The organism is Thermocoleostomius sinensis A174 (assembly GCF_026802175.1).
GTDB lineage: Bacteria > Cyanobacteriota > Cyanobacteriia > Elainellales > Elainellaceae > Thermocoleostomius > Thermocoleostomius sinensis.
Window position 1 is genome coordinate 5,026,470 of the sequence record NZ_CP113797.1, and the last position, 21,331, is coordinate 5,047,800.

Sequence of the window (21,331 nt, forward strand, 5' to 3'; positions counted from 1 at the left end):
GATAGGTTTTGTAGGCATGGCGCGGTCGTCATGTCTTTTTTATTACTTTTTATTACATGGTTTGATAAACTGCCAACAGGATAGTTAGGTTGTGATGCCATATTTTGTGATGCCATATTTATTGGGATGGTTGAGCATTGTTTGCAGCGGCAATATCACCCATCGCTGGTGAGACATGATCGATCGTCAATTCTCGATAGCCTGTATTGCTATCGTACTCTCGCTGAAACGAGAAATGAGGCAGAATCCCAATCACAATCTCTGCTGTCGTGTAAATTAAACACCCTTCTAAAACATGACCACCAATTGTGCGACCGTTGCTGTCGGCGATCGCTATATGATAATGCGAACCTGTTTGAGACATTAGCCCGGTTAGCGACACGATTTCAAATTTTTCTTGATATATCGTTGATTGAGGTTGACCTGCCAACCGCAGCGTTGCCTGCGTTAAACTGCCGACACAGGTGAACACACAAGCGGCCGTAATGCTTCGGTCTTGCACAAAACGATCGAGTTCCTGTTTTAAATCTTGTTGTGGTTTCAGTCGCAGTGCAGTGGTTTCCATGATGCTGCTCCAGTTCATTTCACAACCTTATCATGCCTCGCTATGTTGCCAATTACACAGCCAATTACACACTATCTAAAGACAGGAGCAGGGCGGCTATTTGGAAAAAAGTTGGGATCAAAACCGAACCGCCTTCGATCGTGAAGTTATCTATTCTAATAACTAGAGAAGTTTGGTGCTGTACAATATTTCAACAACCAAACTAATCGCATCATAATCAACGTTAGGAGGTGACAATTTATGTCATTAGTTCGTTGGGAACCATTGCGAGAGATTAACGCGCTACAACGGCAAATGAATCGCTTGTTCGATGATGTCATGTCTCCATTGAGTCGCTACGAAGATGGCAACTTCACCTTTTTCCCACCTGTAGAGTTGAATGAAACAGCGGATGCCGTTCATCTAAAACTAGAGACTCCTGGAATGGAACCCAAAGATTTAGATGTGCAAGTAACGGCTGAAGCAGTCTCGATTAGCGGTGAACGTAAAACGGAAACAAAAACAGAAGAAAACGGAGTAACTCGTAGCGAATTCCGCTATGGTAAGTTCCAGCGCATGATTCCATTGCCTGCCCGCATCGACAACCAATCCGTACAAGCAGAATACAAAGATGGAATTTTGCGGCTGACGTTACCTAAAGTGGAAGAAGAGAAAAATAAAGTTGTGAAGGTAAACCTTGGCTAAGCTAGGTGAATTAGAGCCTTCGTTGAAACCATCAACTGAGATCCGATCGAGGTAATGGGTAATGGGTAGGGGCTACATTGTCCACGCGATTACCCATTACCTCTTTCTGTATGACCGTATGAATCGCTATTGAGCAAATCTAACTCATAAATTAAATAGTCTTCTTTACTGAAGAGTAGCAGCACCAAATGTAGCATTAAATCGGCGACACCAAATGACAGCCGATCGATAGTCATCTGGGTTGAGGTCACTAGGTACTGCATACTCTTGTGCTCCACTTGTCGATCGCAACGGTTCGAGCACCACGTAATCCCCTTCACTTAAAGGATAAGCGGGCGGATTGGTGGAACCCAGCACATTGTCTGATTGATGCAGGGCAACGACTAAATCGGGGCCATTGTCAGTTTGAAATGACTGATCAAATACCAAAACAACAGTTCCATCTCGACGAACTAGCTGTGCTGTTCCAGCGGTGGGATGTTCTCCCGATTCAAAACTTCCAGATTTGACAATCTCTGCATTGGCAATGTTGTTAGGGGAGGCAGCCTCAGTAGATACTGCTTCCGGTGACTCGACCACAGGATCTGGGGATTGGGCAATCGGAGCGCTGGACTGGGTGGATGAGACTGAATTTCCACATCCGGCAAGAATTACAGAAGCACAACCAATCATCAACCAGTGTTGAATATTCATCCATCTCCTCCTAAAGCATGGTCTTTAACGATGTTTTGGATAGACTTTAGAGATCTACACTTCGATTTTCAGTGGTTTCCGATCGCTAGAAATGATTTTTTTCTGAGAATTCCAGCAGGAAATGCTGAACTGTTGGTCAGTGACCTAATTTAGGCTAGTTTGGGTAGAAAATTGCCTCACTTCCCCCTAATAATCCGTCTAGGCGTCAAAAAATTCCCGCTAGGGGTCAAAATTCTCTTTTCGTCAACCAAACTTTACGCTAAGCTACCCGATGCGATCGATCGGGTAGGTTGATGCAAATTCCTCTGAAGCACTATGGTGCACTGTTAACCGATTACCTCAAACCTCAGCAACAACAAGCAATTTGGCTAGCACTGACTCTGTTAAGCAGCATTGGCTTACAAGTGCTGAATCCTCAGTTGTTGGGCTACTTCATCGATACAGCGGTTAACGGTGGCTCTACACAAACCCTATGGATCGTGGCGTCCGGATTTATCGGCATTGCTATCCTAACCCAAGTCCTGGCTGTATCAGCGACCTACTTTGGAGAAACGATCGCGTGGGCGGCTACTAATGCCCTCCGAGTCGATTTGGCAGAGCATTGCTTGCGGCTCGATCTGTCGTTTCACAAATCTCGTACCCCTGGAGAATTGCTGGAACGAGTGGATGGCGATGTAACGCTCCTGTCTCGTTTTTTTTCCCAGATGGTGATTCATGTTCTAGGCAACGGCATTTTGTTAGCGGGAATTTTGCTGGTATTGTTTGTTGAGAATGCCATAGCTGGACTCAGCTTAACTGCCTTTTCGTTGGTGGCTATGACATTACTGTTGGGGATGCGATCGTTTGCCGTTGCGCCGTGGACTCACTATCGCCAAAAAAGTGCCGAGTTTTTTGGGTTTGTGGGCGAACAGTTGTCCGGACGCGAGGACATCTGTGCTAATGGTGCAGTGGGCTATGTCATGCGGCGCTTTCACGAACTTTTGCAGCATTGGCTCCCTCTCTATCAACGAGCACGGTTTGCTAGCACGGTGCTGTGGACTACGTCGGTAGGGCTATTCACGATTGGCAATGCGGTTGCGTTGGCCGTAGCTGCCTATTTGTGGAATCAACAGGCAATTACGATCGGCACAGCATATTTGATTTTTCACTATACGAATTTGTTGGCTCAACCGATTGAACGAATTCGGGAAGAACTAGAGGAATTTCAGCAAGTAGAAGCCAGCATCTATCGCATTCAAGAACTGCGATCGGTGCAACCAACCCTCAAAGCCAATGGCGATCAACCGTTGCCCACAGGAGCGTTATCGATCACGTTTGAGCAGGTGTGTTTCACCTATGAGCCATCCCATCAGCAAGCTGTACAACTTGACACGAACTGGACGCTACATAACATTTCCTTTCATCTGCCAGCCGGCCAAGTGCTAGGGCTATTGGGACGAACGGGCAGCGGCAAAACGACGATCGGGCGATTGTTATTGCGGCTCTATGACTATCAGTCCGGAGCGATTGGGTTAGGCGACGTACCCATTCAGGCAACACCACTGAGCCAATTGCGGCAACGGGTCGGCCTAGTCACACAGGATGTGCAGCTATTTAACACCAGCATTCGCCATAATTTAACGTTTTTCAATCCCACCATTAGCGATGACCAGATCCTACAAGTCTTGCAACAACTAGAACTGATGGAATGGCTGCGATCGTTGCCCCAGGGACTAGACACGCAGCTTGGTTCAGACAGCAGTGGACTCTCAGCCGGACAAGCGCAATTGTTGGCCTTTGCGCGGATTTTTCTCAAGAATCCAGGGCTGGTTATTTTGGATGAAGCCTCCTCGCGGCTCGATCCGCTGACCGAACGCTTGATTGAACAAGCAATCGATCGCTTATTGACTGGACGAACAGGTATCATCATTGCCCATCGCCTAGCCACTGTACAGCGCGCAGATCAACTTTTGATTCTAGATCAGGGGAAAATCATCGAGTACGGCGATCGCCGCACGTTGGCAGATAATCCGGATTCGCACTTTGCCCAGCTATTGCAACAGGGAACCGCTGACTGGTTAGCCTAAAGAAGGCGTGGCTGCATTCCCGTCGGAGTTGCCCGCATCCCCACTCCTTCTCCCCAAGGGAAAAGAACTGACACTATAGGCTACATCCGCTCTAAAACCGGAATACCTAACAGTGACAACCCCAGCTTAATGGTACGAGCCGTAAGATCGGCCAAAATCAAGCGAGAGGTGCGCTGTGGTTCTTCGGCTGGCAAAATAGGACAGCGATCGTAAAACCGATTGAACTTTTGGCTCAGTTCAAATAAATATTCGCACAAACGGTTGGGAAACAAATCTGCCTCCACGGCTGCCAACACTTGATCCAATTGCAGCAGGTGCTTAGCCAGAACCAACTCTTCCTCTTCCTGTAGAACGATCGCCGCATCATTTCCTAGCTGCTCAAACTCAATGCCACCTTTACGACTAATTCCTTGCACCCGCACATAGGCGTAGAGCATGTATGGAGCCGTATTCCCTTGCAACGCCAGCATTCTATCGAGATTAAAAATGTAATTGCTGGTAAGGCTTTGGCTGAGGTCGGCATATTTAATGGCGCTGATGCCCACGACTTGGGACACATGTTCAATAAATTCTGGCGATTCTTGCCTCCCTTCTTGCTGCAAGCGCGTTTCTAGATCCGTCCGGGCCCGATTGATCGCCTCGGTTAACAAATCCACCATACGCGGTGCATCGCCCGATCGACTTTTCAGTTTCTTACCGTCTTCACCCAAAATCAACCCCAGCGGCAGGTGCACAAAGGTGCGATCGTCCGTGATCCATCCAGCTTTTTTGCCCACCTGAAAAATTTGAATAAAATGATTGGTTTGCTCGACCCCCACCGGATAAATCACCCGCTGGGCATCATCGACCTGAACGCGATAGCGAATCGCCGCCAGATCGGTTGTGGCATAGTTGTAGCCGCCTCCAGACTTTTGCACAATTAAGGGAAGAGGGTTCCCCTCCTTATTCGTAAACCCATCTAGGAAAACGCACTTTGCGCCCGCATCCTCAACCAACAGTCCTAGCTGCTCTAACTCTTCCAAAACGTTCGGCAAAAACGGATTGTAGAAGGACTCTCCCCGCTCTTGAATTTGGTCAGACAACCCCATCAGGTCAAAAATTTTGCGGTTGGTGCGGTTGGAAAGATCGCACACAATCTTCCAAGCTTGCAGAGTTTCTTCATCCCCTGCTTGCAGCTTCACCACCGCCTGTCGCGCCGCCTCTTGAAAAGTTTCGTCTTGGTCAAATCGCTTTTTGGCTGCCCGATAAAATGTGGCCAGATCCCCCAAATCCAACCCTTCTGTAGACTGCAACGCTTCAGGATACGCTTCCTGTAAATAGGCAATCAACATGCCGAACGGTGTACCCCAATCGCCAATGTGGCTGAGCCGCAGCACTTCATGGCCCATAAACTCTAAAATTCGGGCAATGCAATCGCCAATTACCGACGGGCGCAAGTGCCCCACGTGCATTTCTTTGGCAATGTTGGGGCTGGGATAATCGACAATGACACGCTGAGGCTGGGAGACTGGCTCGACCCCCAAGCGTGGATCAGACTGAATGGCTTTCAGTTGAGTTTCCAGGTAGCTGGTCTGTAACCGGAGGTTGATGAAGCCTGGTCCAGCGATCGACGGTGGTTCACATATGTCTGACAAATCCAGATTTTGAACAATTAGTTCTGCGATCGTTCGGGGTGGCTTGCTCAACTTTTTTGTCAGCGACATGGCTACATTGGACTGAAAATCCCCAAATTTGGGATTACTGGCAGCCACCAAAATCGGATCGGTATCAGACCATGTTTCCCCGAATGCAGCAACAAAGGCTTGCGCAAAGCGTTGTTTTAGTTGGGCGATCGTTTCATTCATAGGTTCACTGTCTGCAAACGGGATGCGTCAGCTTCATTAAATCATTTCTAGGATACCGAACGAGAGCCAGGAGGCAATCGGAACCGAGGAGGGGTATCGGCATCTGGACAAGCAGGGAAAGCATGAGGCAAGGTTGAAGGCGTTTTGTTTGTGAAAGGCGTCAGTGAACAGGAGCACACGGGAATTCTAACGGAAAGGTAGAACTGATGGATTAAATAAAGAAATAGAGATATAGTCGATACGTTGTGCAAGTACAAAACTACTAAAAACTACTAAGATGACTAGCTTCACCCGTCGTCTATCTATTCCCGAGCTAAGCGAACGGGTCTTGCAAATGGCCAAAACAGGAGTTTACCGCGAGTCTGTTTTTGAAGCATTGCAGCCGTTAGCCACAAAGCAGCAGATTCGTAAAGCGATCGCCCATGCCAAGCGCTTTGGATTACATTCAGTTGCCAGCCTTCGCGACGCCGAACTGGGCACCTACTATCAGCTAGATGAAACCAAGTATCAAGCTTGGAAGCACAAATTGCATGCTCCTGACTATTTTGGTGAAGATGCCGACTTGATGCAGCAAGTTACCCAAGCTACACAATCCGTGCAACGACTGCTAAGGGCTGCAAAAGTACTAGCAGGCATTTTGGGGCTGTTGGGTGCAATTGGCGCAGTGACGGGACACGGACAACTTAGCCTGGCTTTGTTCAGTAGCGCGATCAGCGTGATGGGGGTATGGGGATTGCAACGCTGGATAGCACGATCGATTCCGTCTTCTCGAACAGATGCGTGAATTAGTTGTCGTGCTTTACGAGAATTACGAGAATTATCAGCTTACTTTTAACTTTTTACTTATCAACTGATTGAGCCGAACGGCATAGTGTAATAAATAATGGCTAAAAAACGAATCGGTAGTTCGAGCAATTTTTCGGGTCCGTGCGGAATGTCACCGCGAAAGGTGAGGGAATCTCCCGATTCCAGCAAATAGGTGTGTTGCCCATGGCGATATTCAATCGTTCCTTCCAGCATGTAAATAAACTCAGTACCAGGATGCTCGAAGGTGGGAAAGACTTCCGAGGCATCGTCCATCGTAATTAAGAAAGGTTCAAATAGTTTGGTGGGCCCTTGATCATAGGCCAATAGATGATAAGTGTGTCCGCGTTTTGTGCCGCGCCGCACCACTTCCATCCCTTGCCCCTGCTTGATGTGTTGCGCGCCGCCGGCTGGCATGTTGTAGTTACGAAACAAAGTAGACAAGGATACGCCAAGGGCATTGGCCAGTTTTGCCAGCGTTTCCAAGCTAGTAGCTGTTTGAGCATTCTCAATCTTGGATAACATGCCGCGAGAAATGCCGATTTGCTCTGCAACCTCAGCAATGGTGAGTCCATGTTTTAACCGTAGTTCGCGAATGGTGTTGCCAAGGTAGCGTTCCAGGGAGTGCTGTGTGTTGGCGCAATCGGTCATGTTGGCGGCGGCGTCGGTCATCGGGCTACCTCACAAGTGGGTGTGGTCCTGTTGCGTATCATAACAAGAAATTTTGTTGACACTGAGGAAACTTTCGTGCATGATATTCACCAATGTTTCCTGATAGGAATCTTTTGGGCGTGCAGAAGTCGCACGGCGGGCGGTAAAGGAGCTTATGCCATTACGTTTATTAAGGTTTGGTTTGTCAAAATCCTATCCGGAACCCCGGATGTTTACGCAGCCCGATCGCCTCAAATCTAGCTATGACGCGGTCATTATTGGCGGCGGTGGCCATGGATTGGCGGCGGCTTATTACCTATCTCGCGATTACGGTATGACCAATCTTGCTGTCCTAGAACGTAGCTATTTGGGCAGTGGCAATACAGGGCGCAACACCACAATTATTCGATCGAACTATCTCACTCCCGAAGGCGTGAAATTTTATGATGAATCGGTGCGGCTGTGGCAAGACTTGTCGCAGGATTTTGACTTGAATTTGTTCTACTCTAACCGTGGCCATTTCACCTTGGCCCATACAGATGCAGCCGTGCGAATGATGCGCTGGCGAGCCGAAGTCAACAAGCATTTTGGCATTGATAGTGAATTGGTGTCACCGACTGAGGTCAAAAAAGCCTGTCCCCCACTAGACATTACCTGTGGCGGTCGTCATCCTGTGTTAGGAGCACTCTATCATGCGCCGGGCAGTATTGCTCGTCATGATGCTGTGGCTTGGGGCTACGGTCGCGGAGCCAATCAGCGAGGGGTTGAGATTCATCAGCAAACTGAGGTGCTGGGCATCACGATCAAGTCCGATCGCATCACGGGGGTAGAAACGTCGCGAGGAACAATTTCTACGTCGCGGGTGCTGTGTGCCGTTGCCGGATTTACACCGCGTTTATTGCAAATGGTAGGGCTACGCTCGCCGCTTTCCATCCACCCGTTGCAGGCGATGGTGAGTGAACCCATGAAACCGTGGCTCGATCCGATTATTGTTTCTGGCAGTTTGCATGTGTATGTCAGCCAGACGGCTCGGGGGGAATTGGTCATGGGCGCATCGCTTGATCCTTATGAATTGCATTCCACGCGATCGACGCTGGAATTTGTTGAAGGATTAGCGGCCCACATGCTGGAATTATTTCCCTGTTTGTCACACGTTAAAGTAGTGCGACAATGGGCTGGTATGGCCGACATGACACCAGATTTTGCACCCATTATGGGCAAAACGCCGATCGCTGGGTTCTATTTAGATGCAGGCTGGGGAACTTGGGGATTCAAAGCCACACCTGTTTGTGGTAAAACCATGGCGTATACGATTGCGAATGATCGCAATCACGACTTAATTCAAAATTTTACGCTCGATCGATTTCGCCAGTATGAATTGATTGGGGAAAAGGGAGCTGCATCGGTAGGGCATTAAGGAGAAATAATGGCGAGGAATAGAGAATGAAGTTGATGACTTGTCCGGTAAATGGTATAAGACCGATCGCTGAATTTATCTGTGCTGGAGATGTTCGCCCTATGCCCAATCTCCAAAAATGTGATGATGTAACCTGGACAGATTATGTGTTTAATCGTAATAATTCTCCAGGAATTAAACAAGAATGGTGGTGTCATACCCCTAGCAATACTTGGTTTATTGCAGAACGAAATACGTTGACTGATGAGATTCTCCGCACCTATTTATACGGAGAGGATGCATGAATTACCGATTATCCCCTATACTTGGCGAATGGATCGATCGCACTCAGACAATTACGTTTACTTTTGAAGGAAGAACCTACAGCGGTTATCAAGGAGATACGATTACATCGGCTCTGTATGCTGCCGGACAACGGATCTTGGGACGCAGTTTTAAGTATCATCGTCCTCGTAGTGTGTTGAGTTTGGCCAATCACGATGTGAATGTGCTGATGCAAGACGGGCAACGGCTAAATATCCGGGCTGATGTCACTCCCCTTGAAGCAGGAATGAATTTGACAACGGTGAATACGTTTGGTGGGGTGATGGGCGATCGAGCTAGTGTCATTGATTTTTTTGCTGCGTTTCTACCAGTAGGTTTCTACTACAAAGCCTTTCACAACAAAAAGCTGTTTCCATTCTGGGAACGCCAAATTCGCCGCATGACGGGATTAGGACAAGTAGATGTCACGACTCCTCATCTACGGACTGCTAAACGCTATGATTTTTGTGATGTTTTAGTGATTGGTGCAGGCATTTCTGGGTTGTCGGCCGCCCTAGCTGCCGCAGAAGCTGGGGCTGAGGTGGTGATTGTGGATGAAAATGCTCGGGCCGGTGGTGCAGGCAGCTATCAAATCGGCGATCGGCCGGAAAGCAATCCAGCCAGTGTAACTTTGACCATGCATTTAGTTGCAGCAGTCACCTCGCATCCCAACATTCGCTTATACACCGAGACAATCGCGGCTGCCTATTACGCGGATCATTGGGTTCCCTTAGTCAGGCGAGAGTATTTGGTAAAAATGCGAGCTAAGGCAGTTATTGTTGCCAGTGGCGCTTACGAGCAACCCGCTGTATTTCGCAACAATGATTTACCAGGTGTGATGCTGTCCTCGGCGACGCAGCGCCTGATCTACCGATATGCGGTTAAACCGATGCATCGAGCGGTGGTGCTGACGGCCAATCAAGATGGTTATCGAGCCGCGTTAGATTTAGTATTCCAGGGCATTGAAGTCAAAGCCATTGTTGAGTTGCGCTCACAACCCAGCGCTACGGAAGCATTGATTCAGAAAATTCGCTCCTGCAACATTCCTATTCTGGTAGGGTATTGTATTTATGAAGCCCGATCGAATCCGGCGAACGATGGGGTCTCGGCTGCGGTTGTTTGCCCGCTTGACTGGAACGGCAATCCTCAACTAGCGGCTTGTCAATCAATCGCCTGTGATGGCATCCTCATGAGTGTTGGTTGGGCCCCGGCTGCTAATTTGCTGTATCAAGCAGGGGCTAGGATGAGCTTTGATACTGCATTACAGCAATTTGTCCCAACGACCTTACCCACGGGTGTGTTTGCCTGTGGTCGGGTCAATGGTGTTTTTGCAGTTGATCAGAAAAGGGTGGATGGACAACGGGCAGGAATTGCCGCTGTTCAATCATTTAACGATCGCTCGATTGTAAGAGCGACTACTGAATCATTATCTAGTGCAACTGAAGTAGATACATGGGACGAATTAATGGGGTCTCCCTCACATCCCTACCCCATCTTTGCTCATCCTCAATCTAAGAACTTTGTTGATTTTGACGAAGATTTACAATTAAAAGATTTCTTAAACGCATATCAAGAAGGGTTTGACAACATCGAATTACTCAAGCGCTATACGACTGTTGGAATGGGACCTAGTCAGGGAAAACATTCTAATATGAACGCTTTGAGAATTTTAGCTCGAATTACTGGTAAAACTCCTGATGAAGTGGGTACGACAACCGCGCGTCCATTTTTTCATCCTATACCAATGTCTCATCTTGCCGGACGCAGATTCATGCCAGAGCGAACTACACCGTTGCACGATCGTCATACTGCTCTGAATGCAAAATTTATGCCAGTAGGATTGTGGCAACGACCAGAGTATTACCAACAAGCTGATAAACATCAAGATGAGTGTGTGCGATCGGAGGTGCAGGCGGTACGAACCCGGGTAGGCTTAATAGATGTCGGTACGTTGGGTAAGTTGGAAATTTGGGGGACAGATGCAGCGGAATTTTTGGAAAGAGTCTACACAGGTCGGTTTCAGAACCAGAAGATTGGAATGACCCGTTATGCGGTGATGTTAGATGAAGCAGGAACCGTCATGGATGATGGAGTAGTGGCTCGTTTGGCAGCAGAGCAGTTTTACTTTACAACGACGACAGCAGGAGCAACTGTGATATACCGTGAACTGACGCGCCTGAACACGGTTTGGCAACTGGACTGTGGGTTAGTAAATCTGACAGGGGCCCGATCGGCTATTAACTTGGCTGGCCCTTATGCGCGGCAGGTGCTTGCTCAACTCACCGATCTCGATTTGTCCGTTGCTAATTTTCCCTATCTCGCGGTTCGGGAGGCAGAGGTAGCTGGAATTGCGGCAGTGCTTATGCGCGTTGGCTTTGTGGGTGAATGGGGCTACGAAATTCATGTGGCGGCGGAAGCGGTCCCAGCCCTGTGGGATGCATTGATGGCAGCAGGTGCAGACTACGGAATTCAACCGTTTGGTGTGGCAGCCCAACGGCTATTGCGATTAGAAAAGGGACATCTAATTATCGGACAAGATACCGATGGTTTAACTACTCCGATCGCCGCTAATTTGAACTGGGCGGTGAAACTCGATAAGCCATTTTTTGTGGGCCAGCGCAGTCTGCAAATCCTCCGACAAAAATCACCTAAGCAAGTACTAGTTGGGTTTGTACTAGAGGTGGATGATCACCCCACCCCCCCACAGGAGTGCCAGTTAATACTTGAGCAGGGTGAGATTGCTGGACGCATAACCAGTGTGGCATTTAGTCCTACATTACAGCGCTATATTGGGTTAGCATATATGCCACCAAATCTTGCAGAAGTGGGAACTCGGTTTGTCATTCGTTGTTCCGATCGGGCGACTATCGGTGCGATCGTCCATCCCATTCCCTTCTACGATCCTAACAATGCTCGCCAAAAGGAACCAATTGCTTCACAGCAGGAGGTAATGGCATGAAGAACAAACCCACGAGGACGCCTTTGCGACTGAGTCCAGTTCACTCAGAATTGCGATCGTTGTTGGGAACATGGCAGAACGTGAATGGAATGCCGACCCTGATGACGGTTGCGACGCCAATTGAGCATCAGTTGAAGACCTTGGCCTTAGCAGATGTTTCCTGCCTGATGCGCACTGGTGTGAAAGGAGCCGGGGCCGCTAAGTGGTTGCAAGAGCAGGGCATTGTTGACCTCCCCGTTCCTAATTCATGGCAACCCTTGGTCGATGGTGGGCTAATAGCACGACTGGGATTCACGGAATTTTTAATTGAAGATGGATGGCATAGCCAAACCGTATCTCGCCTCAATGAAAATCAATCCAGGGCAAAAGGCTCCTTGCCTGCGAAGGTTTACCCGATTCTGCGTCAAGATCTAGCCATCATTCTTTGGGGTAAACTTGTTCCTGATTTATTTCAACAAACTTGTAATGTGAATGTTCGCGCTCTTAATCTTGCCAATCGTCCTATTGTTGTGACATCCATGATTGGGGTAGCTGTGACAATTCTTGCCGATGAGCGGAATGGTTTACCGTTTTATCGTCTTTGGTATGATGGAACCTTCGGAATTTATGTCTGGAAAACATTGTTATCGATTGTCCAAGAATTGGGAGGTGATGTGATTGGGTTTGCTCAAATTGAACATCGTTAAGAACATAACTAGTATAGTTTGATAACGATATAGCAAATAATTACTGACAAAATCTCTAATATTTTATTACTCACATAGGAGATAATGATATGACCCCACTAGAGGCACGGCAATTTCTGGAAGACCATCACATTAAGTTTATCCTGGCACAGTTTGTAGATATACACGGAACGGCCAAAACTAAGGCAGTTCCCGCCTCTCACTATGAAGATATTCTCAGTCCGGGAGCAGGGTTTGCTGGATTTGCACTTTGGGGGTTCAACATGCTGCCCAATAGTCCTGATTTTATGGCAGTGGGCGATCCATCTACCTTGTCACTAGTGCCGTGGATGCCAGGATTTGCGAGGATGGTATGCATCGGGCATGTGCAGGGCAAGCCTTATCCCTATGATGCTCGTTATGTATTAATGCAGCAGATTGATCGCCTGCGGGAAAGGGGGTGGACGTTAAACACAGGAATTGAACCAGAATTTGCCCTGCTTTGTAAGGATGCGCAAGGACGGATTGCTCCAGCCGACGCCACTGACACGCTGGAGAAGCCCTGTTACGACTATAAAGGACTGTCGCGCAGTCGGCTCTTTATTGAAACCCTAGTGAACTGTTTGCAAATGGTTGGGTTCGATGTGTATCAGATTGACCACGAAGATGCGAATGGTCAGTTTGAAATTAACTACACCTACAGCGATTGTCTCACGTCGGCCGATCGCTACATTTTCTTTAAGATGGCTGCCTCGGAGATCGCTAAAGAACTAGGACTGATTGCCACCTTTATGCCCAAGCCCTTTGCCGATCGCACGGGTACAGGCATGCATTTGCATTTGTCGATTTGGGATGAAACACATAATCTGTTTGCAGATGATTCGGATCAACGCCAGTTAGGATTGTCTACCTTGGGTTATCATTTCCTGGGAGGGCTGCTGACTCACGCTCCGGCCTTAGCGGCTATTTGTGCACCCACTATCAATTCCTATAAGCGATTGGTTGTCGGTCGATCGCTCAGCGGCGCAACGTGGGCTCCAGCATATATTAGCTATGGTGACAACAATCGATCGAGCATGGTGCGTGCTCCTGGCGGTCGTTTGGAACTGCGGCTGGCGGATGGCTCCTGTAATCCCTATCTGGCGACAGCAGCGGTAATTGCAGCGGGATTGGATGGGATTGAAAAAGCACTTGATCCCGGTGAACCAAGCAACTTTAACCTGTATGATTTGTCTTCCACCGAGCTAGCCGAGAAAGGTATTCGGACTTTGCCTCAAAGTCTGAAAGACGCGATCGATGCGCTGGTTGCCGATGAAGTAATTCGGACGGCACTGGGACCATTAGCTGATGAATTTATCAAGCTAAAACAGATGGAATGGGTTGAATATATGCGCCACGTATCTGAATGGGAAGTGCAGCGCTATCTAGAGTTTTTCTAAGTCTAGCTATTTTCTAATCATTAATTTCTAAGTAGAACCATGTGTGGAATTGTTGGTCTCTTAATTAAGAACCCAACCCTGCGCGACTCTTTAGGCGAACTAATGGTTCCGATGCTGATAGGTATGAGCGAGCGCGGCCCAGATTCAGCAGGATTGGCAGTCTTTACTGACACCGTCAAAGAACCCTATCGAAAATATAGTTTGTATGCTGCTCAGGAATTTGACTGGCAAATTCTGGGTGATTATTTGCGATCGACTATTGCAAATCACTCGAAACTGATAGCGCATGGTAATCATGCTAGCTTAATCACAGATATTGACTCAAAACAACTCAAACAATGGATCACTGAACAGCATCCTAGTTTGCACCTTTTGGCGACTGGACGCACGATTGATTTATACAAAGATACAGGACATCCTGCTCGCATTGCCGATCGCTATCAATTTCACTTATTCAAAGGAACGCATGTCGTCGGGCACACACGCATGGCAACGGAATCGGCAGTGACACCTGCTCATGCTCATCCCTTTACTGCTGGCGAGGATTTCTGTTTGGTACACAATGGCTCTCTCTCTAATCCCTATGAAATTCGTCGCAAGCTAGAACCGCAAGGCATTCAATTTGAAACAGATAACGATACGGAAGCGGCTTGTCGGTTTTTAGAATGGCGAATGCGTGAAGGCGATGACTTGGAAAGCGCCATCGAAAAAGGCTTTCAGGAACTTGATGGATTTTACACGTTTCTGATGGGCACAGCCGACAAGTTGGCGTTGGTGCGCGATGCTTTTGCTTGTAAACCTGCGGTGGTGGCTGAAACCGATGATTATGTAGCGATTGCTTCAGAGTATCAATCGCTGGCACATTTGCCCGATATCGATCACGCTCACCTCTACGAACCCAATCCAGAGGAGATGTATGTATGGACGATCTAACGTTTGATCTGAACCAAACGCCCCTGCGCCAAGTGAACCAATTTCTGCATGACAATCTCCAACAGTACGCTGGCCAACCCGTACGCATATTTCACCCGAATGGAGCACACAATATCGCGGTAGGTGTGAATGCGCCGATCGAGATTGATATCTTCGGCCATACCGGCTATTACACAGCCGGAATGAATCAATTAGCGAATATTACCATTCATGGTAATGCAGGTCCCGGTGTCGCAGAAAACATGATGTCGGGACGAGTCCATGTCAAAGGGTTCGCATCGGTATCAGCCGGAGCATCCGCCCACGGTGGACTCTTGATTATTGATGGAGATGCTAGTTTACGCTGCGGTATTTCTTTGAAAGGAGCCGATATTGTGGTGGGTGGGAATGTTGGCAGCTTTTCGGCGTTTATGGCCCAAGCAGGCAGGATGGTTATCTGTGGAAATACAGGCGATGCACTAGGAGACTCATTATATGAAGCCGTGATTTATGTGCGCGGCACGATCAAATCGCTGGGGGCAGATGCACAAGTGGAACCCATGGCAGACCAGGATTACGAAGCGGTCAATGAATTATTGACAAAGGCAGATTTTACATTCGATCCCAACGAATTTCAACGCATTGCCTCTGCTAAACAGCTTTACCATTGGAACGCCGATGCGAATCAGGAGTATTAATCATGAGGAGCTTTAAGCAAAACACGAATTGGAGTAAGGGAGCAAGTTTGCACTCATCTACACTGTACTGTCTACCCCATCACCTATTACCCATCTATACCCACAGTTATGAATGACTCGTTACATCGTCTCTTCTTCCTGGAAGAATCCGCTGGATACAATCGCCACATTCTCAATTACATTCAAAATGCTGCTGCTCACGGACTCTACGAAATTCGTGGACTAGGGGCAAAACGCCGCTTACCTCACTTCGATGATTTAGTGTTTCTAGGAGCCTCGCTGTCCCGCTATCCACTGGAAGGCTATCGCGAGAAATGCGTCACCAAAACTACCTTGGGCACACGCTACGCCAGCAAACCGATTGAACTAGAAATGCCAATTACGATCGCAGGCATGAGTTTTGGTTCATTGTCAGCCAATGTTAAGGAAGCACTAGGACGGGCAGCAACTCAAGTAGGCACCTCTACGACAACAGGCGATGGCGGTATGACCCCGGAAGAACGGCGATCGTCCAAAACTTTAATTTACCAATGTTTGCCGTCACGCTATGGTTTTAATCCTGATGATGTGCGCCGGGCCGATGCTATTGAAATTGTGATTGGACAAGGGGCAAAACCAGGTGGGGGGGGCATGTTGTTGGGGCAAAAGGTTAATCCGCGCGTGGCAGCGATGCGCACCTTACCCGAAGGAGTAGATCAGCGATCGGCTTGTCGCCATCCTGATTGGACCGGTCCAGATGATTTGACCATTAAGATTCAAGAATTGCGCGAATTGACCGATTGGCAAAAACCCATTTACGTCAAAATTGGAGCCTCTCGTCCCTTTAACGATGTCAAACTCGCCGTTCATGCCGGAGCCGATGTGGTAGTGGTAGATGGGATGCAGGGCGGTACCGCTGCCACCCAGAGCGTGTTTATTGAACACGTGGGTATTCCTACCCTAGCTGCCGTCCGGCAGGCTGTAGATGCGCTAGAAGACATGAACATGAAAGGTAAAGTGCAACTAATTGTGTCGGGGGGCATTCGCACCGGGGCTGATGTGGCCAAAGCGCTGGCAATAGGCGCCGACGCCGTATCGATTGGGCAGGCAATCTTGATGTCCTTAGGTTGCAATAGCGATACCTATATTCAGAACGGAGCACATCATTCCGCCGTTGACGATTATCACGCCCTTGGTACAGCCCCTGGCTATTGTCATCATTGCCATACTGGAAAATGTCCGGTGGGAGTAACAACCCAAGATGAGCAGTTGGAAAAGCGTCTAGAACCTGATGTCGGCGCACGACGAGTTAAAAACTATCTGCAAACGCTCAACATGGAACTGACAACGATCGCCCGTGCGTGTGGTAAACAGAACGTGCATCACCTGGAACGCGAAGATTTAGTAGCTTTGACGATCGAGGCGGCAGCGATGGCGCGCGTACCTCTGGCGGGAACGAATTGGATTCCCGGTTACACAACAGCGATACACCTGTGATGAACGCATTACTTCTCAACCTTGCCTTGCCGATCGCCGAATGGGACTCGGCATTTTTTATTGTCAAATGACTACTGAAACGCGAAGGGTAATTGTCTGACAGAAATTGATGAATCCTGCATCAATGGATACTCATTATCGCGGCATCGCAATTGCCCATAGATAGTGAATATGGTTTGCATTTATCAACACATGCTTCTGTAACATTTTTTGAAGATCAAGCGAGTCTTCATCAGTCCTTCATCCTTTTTTCCTATTCTCTTCACCAAAGAGCCAAGTACAGCATTAGCTGGAAGGGCTACTCCAATGTTGTACCCGTATCTTTTTCTACTCCTAGCTTAATTAGTCGTTAAATAATCAGTTCACTCATTATGCTCGGACTTAAAACGTCTCTGTAATGAGCAACTCCAACCTGTTTAAAAAGGAGTTATTTTCATCATGACGATACAGTTTGGTAGAGCGATCGCTAACAATCGCCCTGACCAAATCGAAGCTGACCATAACGTAACCCATCGGAGGGTCAACCCGTGGGAACGATTTTGTCGCTGGGTGACTAGCACCGAAAACCGCATTTACATCGGCTGGTTTGGAGTGATTATGATTCCCACGCTGTCAACGGCTGCTATTGTTTTTATCATTGCCTTTCTAGCAGCCCCGCCTGTAGACATGAATGGCACAGGAGCCTTGGTTTCCGGGTCATTATGGGACGGTAACAACTTGATTACAGCGGCAGTTATTCCATCATCAGCTGCGATCGGTTTACACTTCTACCCTATTTGGGAGGCCGCATCTATTAAGGAATGGCTTTCTAATGGTGGGCCGTATCAACTAATTGTTCTACATTTCATCATTGGCATCATTTGCTATCAAGATCGAGAATGGGAACTCAGTTATCGTTTAGGAATGCGCCCTTGGATTTCACTGGCGTTTACAGCCCCAGTTGCGGCGGCAATCTCAGTCCTGTTGATTTATCCAATCGGGCAAGGAAGTTTTTCATCTGGTTTGCCGTTGGGAATTTCTGGAACATTCAATTTTATGTTGCGATTCCAGGCAGATCATAATATATTGATGAGTCCATTTCATCAACTTGGTGTTATCGGTGTATTTGGCGGAGCATTTCTCTGTGCAGTCCATGGCTCACTTGTTACTTCAACATTGATTCGTAAAACAAGTCCCAATGAGTCCATTAATGTGGGCTATGTGCTTGGGCAACGAGAACCAACCTACAGTTTTCGCCATGCCCAAACCTATCAGCAAACTTTATTCTGGAAGAGAATAAGTTTTCCAAATTCACGATCGCTCCACTTTTTTCTAGCTGCCCTACCAGTTGCAGGCATCTGGTCCGCCGCCTTAGGGGTAGATATTGCTGCCTTTAATTTCGATCGATTCAACTTCAGCCAACCTTCTGTGATGGATAGCCGAGGACAAATGATTCCCACGTGGTTTGACTTTATAACACAAGTCAATCACAGTATCGCGGTGCTTGATGAACCGAGCGATCGTTATTTTCCAGAATTGTTGATTGAAGAGGTTGAACCTGTGTTGTGAAGAGGGAACAGAGAATGGAATTTGGGAATGGGTAATAGGAAATAGGTAAGGGAATGAAATTTGAAATTGTTACCAATCACCAATTACCAATTATCAATCACTAACCCTCGCACATCATCGTTGTTGTTTCACGTCGTTGTTTCACAAAAAGGAGTGCTTCAATGACAACCAGTCCTCCGGAGCAGAGGCAACCTGTTCGGGTTGTTGTCGATCAAAATCCGGTTCCGGTTACATTTGAGCCGCTAACCAAACCAGGACATTTCGATCGCACGCTAGCCCGCGGTCCCAAAACCACAACTTGGATTTGGAATCTTCATGCCGATGCTCATGACTTTGACAGTCATACCAGTGATCTACAAGATATTTCACGCAAGATCTTTGCGGCCCATTTTGGGCATCTTGCCGTCATCTTCATCTGGCTTAGCGGCATGTATTTTCATGGCGCACGCTTCTCCAACTTTTCAGCTTGGATGACTGATCCGATTCACATTAAACCAAGTGCCCAGATTGTTTGGCCCATTTTTGGGCAAGACATTCTGAATGCGGATGTGGGTGGTGGATTCCATGGAATTCAAATCACCTCTGGGCTATTTCAACTGTGGCGAGCCGCCGGATTTACAACTGAATATCAGCTTTACTGCACCGCGATCGGTGGTTTGGTAATGGCGGCTTTGATGTTGTTTGCAGGTTGGTTCCACTACCATGTGCGAGCACCAAAGCTGGAATGGTTCCAGAACGTGCAATCAATGCTGAACCATCATTTAGCTGGATTATTAGGATTAGGCTGTTTGGGATGGGCAGGTCACCAAATTCACGTTGCTCTGCCTACCAATAAATTACTGGATGCTGGAGTCGCATTGCGGGACATTCCTCTGCCCCACGAGTTCATCCTCAACCCTAACTTGATGAAAGAACTATACCCCAGTGTGGATTGGGGCTTCCCCAGCGGCATCATTCCGTTCTTTAGCCTCAATTGGGGGGCCTATTCTGATTTCCTCACCTTCAAGGGTGGACTAAATCCAATAACGGGTGGTTTGTGGTTATCAGATACGGCACACCATCATTTAGCGCTAGCGGTGCTGTTCATTATTGCCGGACATATGTACCGCACTAATTGGGGCATTGGTCACAGTATTAAGGTGATGCTAGACGATGCGAGAACACCAAACATGCTGCCGTTCTTAAGCTTTATTGGCCCAGTCGGGCACAAAGGCTTATTTGAAGTTCTGACCACCTCTTGGCACGCGCAACTGGCAATCAACCTAGCCATGATGGGTTCTCTGAGTATCATCGTGGCACACCACATGTATGCGATGCCGCCCTATCCTTATCTCGCAACTGACTATGCCACAGTTACATCCTTATTCACTCATCATGTCTGGATTGGTGGCTTTTTAATTGTTGGGGCGGGTGCACATGCAGCAATCTTTATGGTGCGAGATTACGATCCAGCGATGAATGTAAATAATGTACTCGATCGAGTCATTCGTCATCGTGATGCAATCATCTCTCATTTAGTTTGGGTATGTCAGTTTTTGGGCTTCCACAGTTTTGCGATGTATTGTCACAACGATACGATGCGAGCGTTTGGGCGTCCTCAAGATATGTTTTCCGATACGGGTATTCAACTTCAGCCTGTGTTTGCTCAGTGGGTGCAACACATCCACACGGCAGCCGTAGGGGCTTTGCAAGCGGCTCAACCTCTAGGAGATACCTTTGGAGGATTGCGCAACATTGAAGTCTCTGGGCTGGGTGTGACGGCTCCTGGATTGAGTGAACCAGTCAGCTACGCCTTTGGTGGCGGTGTGGTGGCAGTGGGCAGCAAAATTGCTATGATGCCCATCAGTCTTGGTACAGCGGATTTTCTAATTCATCATATTCATGCGTTCACCATTCACGTGACGGTGCTGGTACTGCTGAAGGGTGTATTGTTTGCTCGCAGTTCTCGTCTGATTCCCGACAAAGCCAACTTAGGTTTCCGGTTCCCTTGTGATGGTCCGGGACGGGGCGGCACGTGTCAAGTTTCCGGTTGGGATCATGTCTTTTTAGGTCTGTTTTGGATGTATAACTCGTTGTCTATTGTCATCTTCCACTTCTTCTGGAAAATGCAGTCAGATGTGTGGGGAACCGTCAACCCGGACGGTACGATCACGCATCTCACAGGTGGTAATTTTGCAATGTCATCGATTACCAACAATGGGTGGCTACGAGACTTCCTTTGGGCGCAATCGACTCAAGCCATAACCTCCTATGGATCTGCCCTTTCAGCCTATGGATTGCTTTTCCTAGCAGGGCACTTTGTCTTCGGATTTAGCCTCATGTTCTTATTCAGTGGTCGCGGCTACTGGCAAGAGTTGATTGAGTCAATCGTCTGGGCCCACAATAAACTCAAAATTGCCCCGTCCATTCAACCTCGTGCCTTGAGTATTATTCATGGTCGTGCCGTTGGAGTTGCTCATTATCTGCTCGGTGGAATCGTCACAACCTGGGCGTTCTTCTTAGCGCGGATGGCGGCGATCGGGTGAATGGAACATGAGGATTGGTAATAGGGAGTTGGAAGTCGGGAATGAAGTAGATTTTTCTCTCTATTACCAATTACCAATTACC

Annotated in this window: 17 protein-coding genes; 13 read left to right on the top strand and 4 right to left on the bottom strand. The window is 48.0% G+C overall.

Going from position 1 to position 21,331, the window contains the following annotated elements:
* Nucleotides 1-118: 118 nt before the first annotated feature.
* Nucleotides 119-565, bottom strand: a complete 447-nt coding sequence (locus OXH18_RS21650; RefSeq protein ID WP_268609544.1) for a PPC domain-containing DNA-binding protein — start codon at nt 563-565, stop codon at nt 119-121.
* 240 nt (nt 566-805) lie between these two features.
* On the opposite strand from OXH18_RS21650, the gene OXH18_RS21655 reads away from it, so the two are divergent.
* Nucleotides 806-1,249, top strand: a complete 444-nt coding sequence (locus OXH18_RS21655) for an Hsp20/alpha crystallin family protein (protein WP_268609545.1) — start codon at nt 806-808, stop codon at nt 1,247-1,249.
* Nucleotides 1,250-1,414: 165 nt separating this feature from the next.
* Here OXH18_RS21655 and OXH18_RS21660 read toward each other — a convergent pair whose 3' ends face one another.
* On the bottom strand, nt 1,415-1,942 hold the full coding sequence (locus OXH18_RS21660) for a DM13 domain-containing protein (RefSeq protein WP_268609546.1): 528 nt from the start codon (nt 1,940-1,942) through the stop codon (nt 1,415-1,417).
* Nucleotides 1,943-2,235: 293 nt separating this feature from the next.
* On the opposite strand from OXH18_RS21660, the gene OXH18_RS21665 reads away from it, so the two are divergent.
* Nucleotides 2,236-4,008 carry an ABC transporter ATP-binding protein gene (locus OXH18_RS21665; protein ID WP_268609547.1) on the top strand — a complete coding sequence of 591 codons (1,773 nt, stop codon included), beginning with the start codon at nt 2,236-2,238 and terminating at the stop codon, nt 4,006-4,008.
* A gap of 80 nt (nt 4,009-4,088) precedes the next feature.
* Here the strand turns inward: OXH18_RS21665 and argS are convergent, their stop codons facing one another.
* The gene (argS, locus tag OXH18_RS21670) at nt 4,089-5,852 is read right to left on the bottom strand and encodes an arginine--tRNA ligase (protein ID WP_268609548.1); all 1,764 of its coding nucleotides are present in this window, start codon (nt 5,850-5,852) and stop codon (nt 4,089-4,091) included.
* Between the two features lie 277 nt (nt 5,853-6,129).
* Between argS and OXH18_RS21675 the strand changes: the two genes are divergently transcribed.
* On the top strand, nt 6,130-6,636 hold the full coding sequence (locus OXH18_RS21675) for a hypothetical protein (protein ID WP_268609549.1): 507 nt from the start codon (nt 6,130-6,132) through the stop codon (nt 6,634-6,636).
* A gap of 62 nt (nt 6,637-6,698) precedes the next feature.
* Here OXH18_RS21675 and OXH18_RS21680 read toward each other — a convergent pair whose 3' ends face one another.
* Entirely contained in the window at nt 6,699-7,328 is a 630-nt protein-coding gene (locus OXH18_RS21680; RefSeq protein ID WP_268609550.1) for a helix-turn-helix domain-containing protein, read from the bottom strand.
* Nucleotides 7,329-7,482: 154 nt separating this feature from the next.
* On the opposite strand from OXH18_RS21680, the gene OXH18_RS21685 reads away from it, so the two are divergent.
* The 10 genes from OXH18_RS21685 (at nt 7,483) to psaA (ending at nt 21,249) form a co-directional block, all read left to right on the top strand.
* Nucleotides 7,483-8,724 carry an FAD-dependent oxidoreductase gene (locus OXH18_RS21685; protein ID WP_315874616.1) on the top strand — a complete coding sequence of 414 codons (1,242 nt, stop codon included), beginning with the start codon at nt 7,483-7,485 and terminating at the stop codon, nt 8,722-8,724.
* Between the two features lie 26 nt (nt 8,725-8,750).
* Nucleotides 8,751-9,008, top strand: coding sequence for a sarcosine oxidase subunit delta (locus OXH18_RS21690; protein ID WP_268609552.1), 258 nt, complete (start codon nt 8,751-8,753; stop codon nt 9,006-9,008).
* Nucleotides 9,005-11,986 (top strand): FAD-dependent oxidoreductase, encoded by a 2,982-nt coding sequence (locus OXH18_RS21695; protein ID WP_268609553.1) that lies wholly within the window; start codon nt 9,005-9,007, stop codon nt 11,984-11,986. The genes OXH18_RS21690 and OXH18_RS21695 overlap by 4 nt, the downstream gene beginning before the upstream one ends.
* Complete coding sequence (locus OXH18_RS21700) at nt 11,983-12,672, top strand: hypothetical protein (protein ID WP_268609554.1); 690 nt, start codon at nt 11,983-11,985, stop codon at nt 12,670-12,672. The genes OXH18_RS21695 and OXH18_RS21700 overlap by 4 nt, the downstream gene beginning before the upstream one ends.
* An 89-nt stretch (nt 12,673-12,761) precedes the next feature.
* Nucleotides 12,762-14,090 (top strand): type III glutamate--ammonia ligase, encoded by a 1,329-nt coding sequence (gene glnT, locus OXH18_RS21705; RefSeq protein WP_268609555.1) that lies wholly within the window; start codon nt 12,762-12,764, stop codon nt 14,088-14,090.
* A 39-nt stretch (nt 14,091-14,129) separates the two neighbouring features.
* Entirely contained in the window at nt 14,130-15,023 is an 894-nt protein-coding gene (locus tag OXH18_RS21710; protein ID WP_268609556.1) for a class II glutamine amidotransferase, read from the top strand.
* On the top strand, nt 15,011-15,700 hold the full coding sequence (locus tag OXH18_RS21715; protein WP_268609557.1) for a GltB/FmdC/FwdC-like GXGXG domain-containing protein: 690 nt from the start codon (nt 15,011-15,013) through the stop codon (nt 15,698-15,700). The genes OXH18_RS21710 and OXH18_RS21715 overlap by 13 nt, the downstream gene beginning before the upstream one ends.
* 108 nt (nt 15,701-15,808) lie before the next feature.
* Entirely contained in the window at nt 15,809-17,176 is a 1,368-nt protein-coding gene (locus tag OXH18_RS21720; protein ID WP_268609559.1) for an FMN-binding glutamate synthase family protein, read from the top strand.
* Between the two features lie 438 nt (nt 17,177-17,614).
* Entirely contained in the window at nt 17,615-18,724 is a 1,110-nt protein-coding gene (locus OXH18_RS21725; protein ID WP_268609560.1) for a photosynthetic reaction center family protein, read from the top strand.
* Between the two features lie 161 nt (nt 18,725-18,885).
* Nucleotides 18,886-21,249 (top strand): photosystem I core protein PsaA, encoded by a 2,364-nt coding sequence (gene psaA, locus OXH18_RS21730; RefSeq protein ID WP_268609563.1) that lies wholly within the window; start codon nt 18,886-18,888, stop codon nt 21,247-21,249.
* Nucleotides 21,250-21,331: the final 82 nt, after the last annotated feature.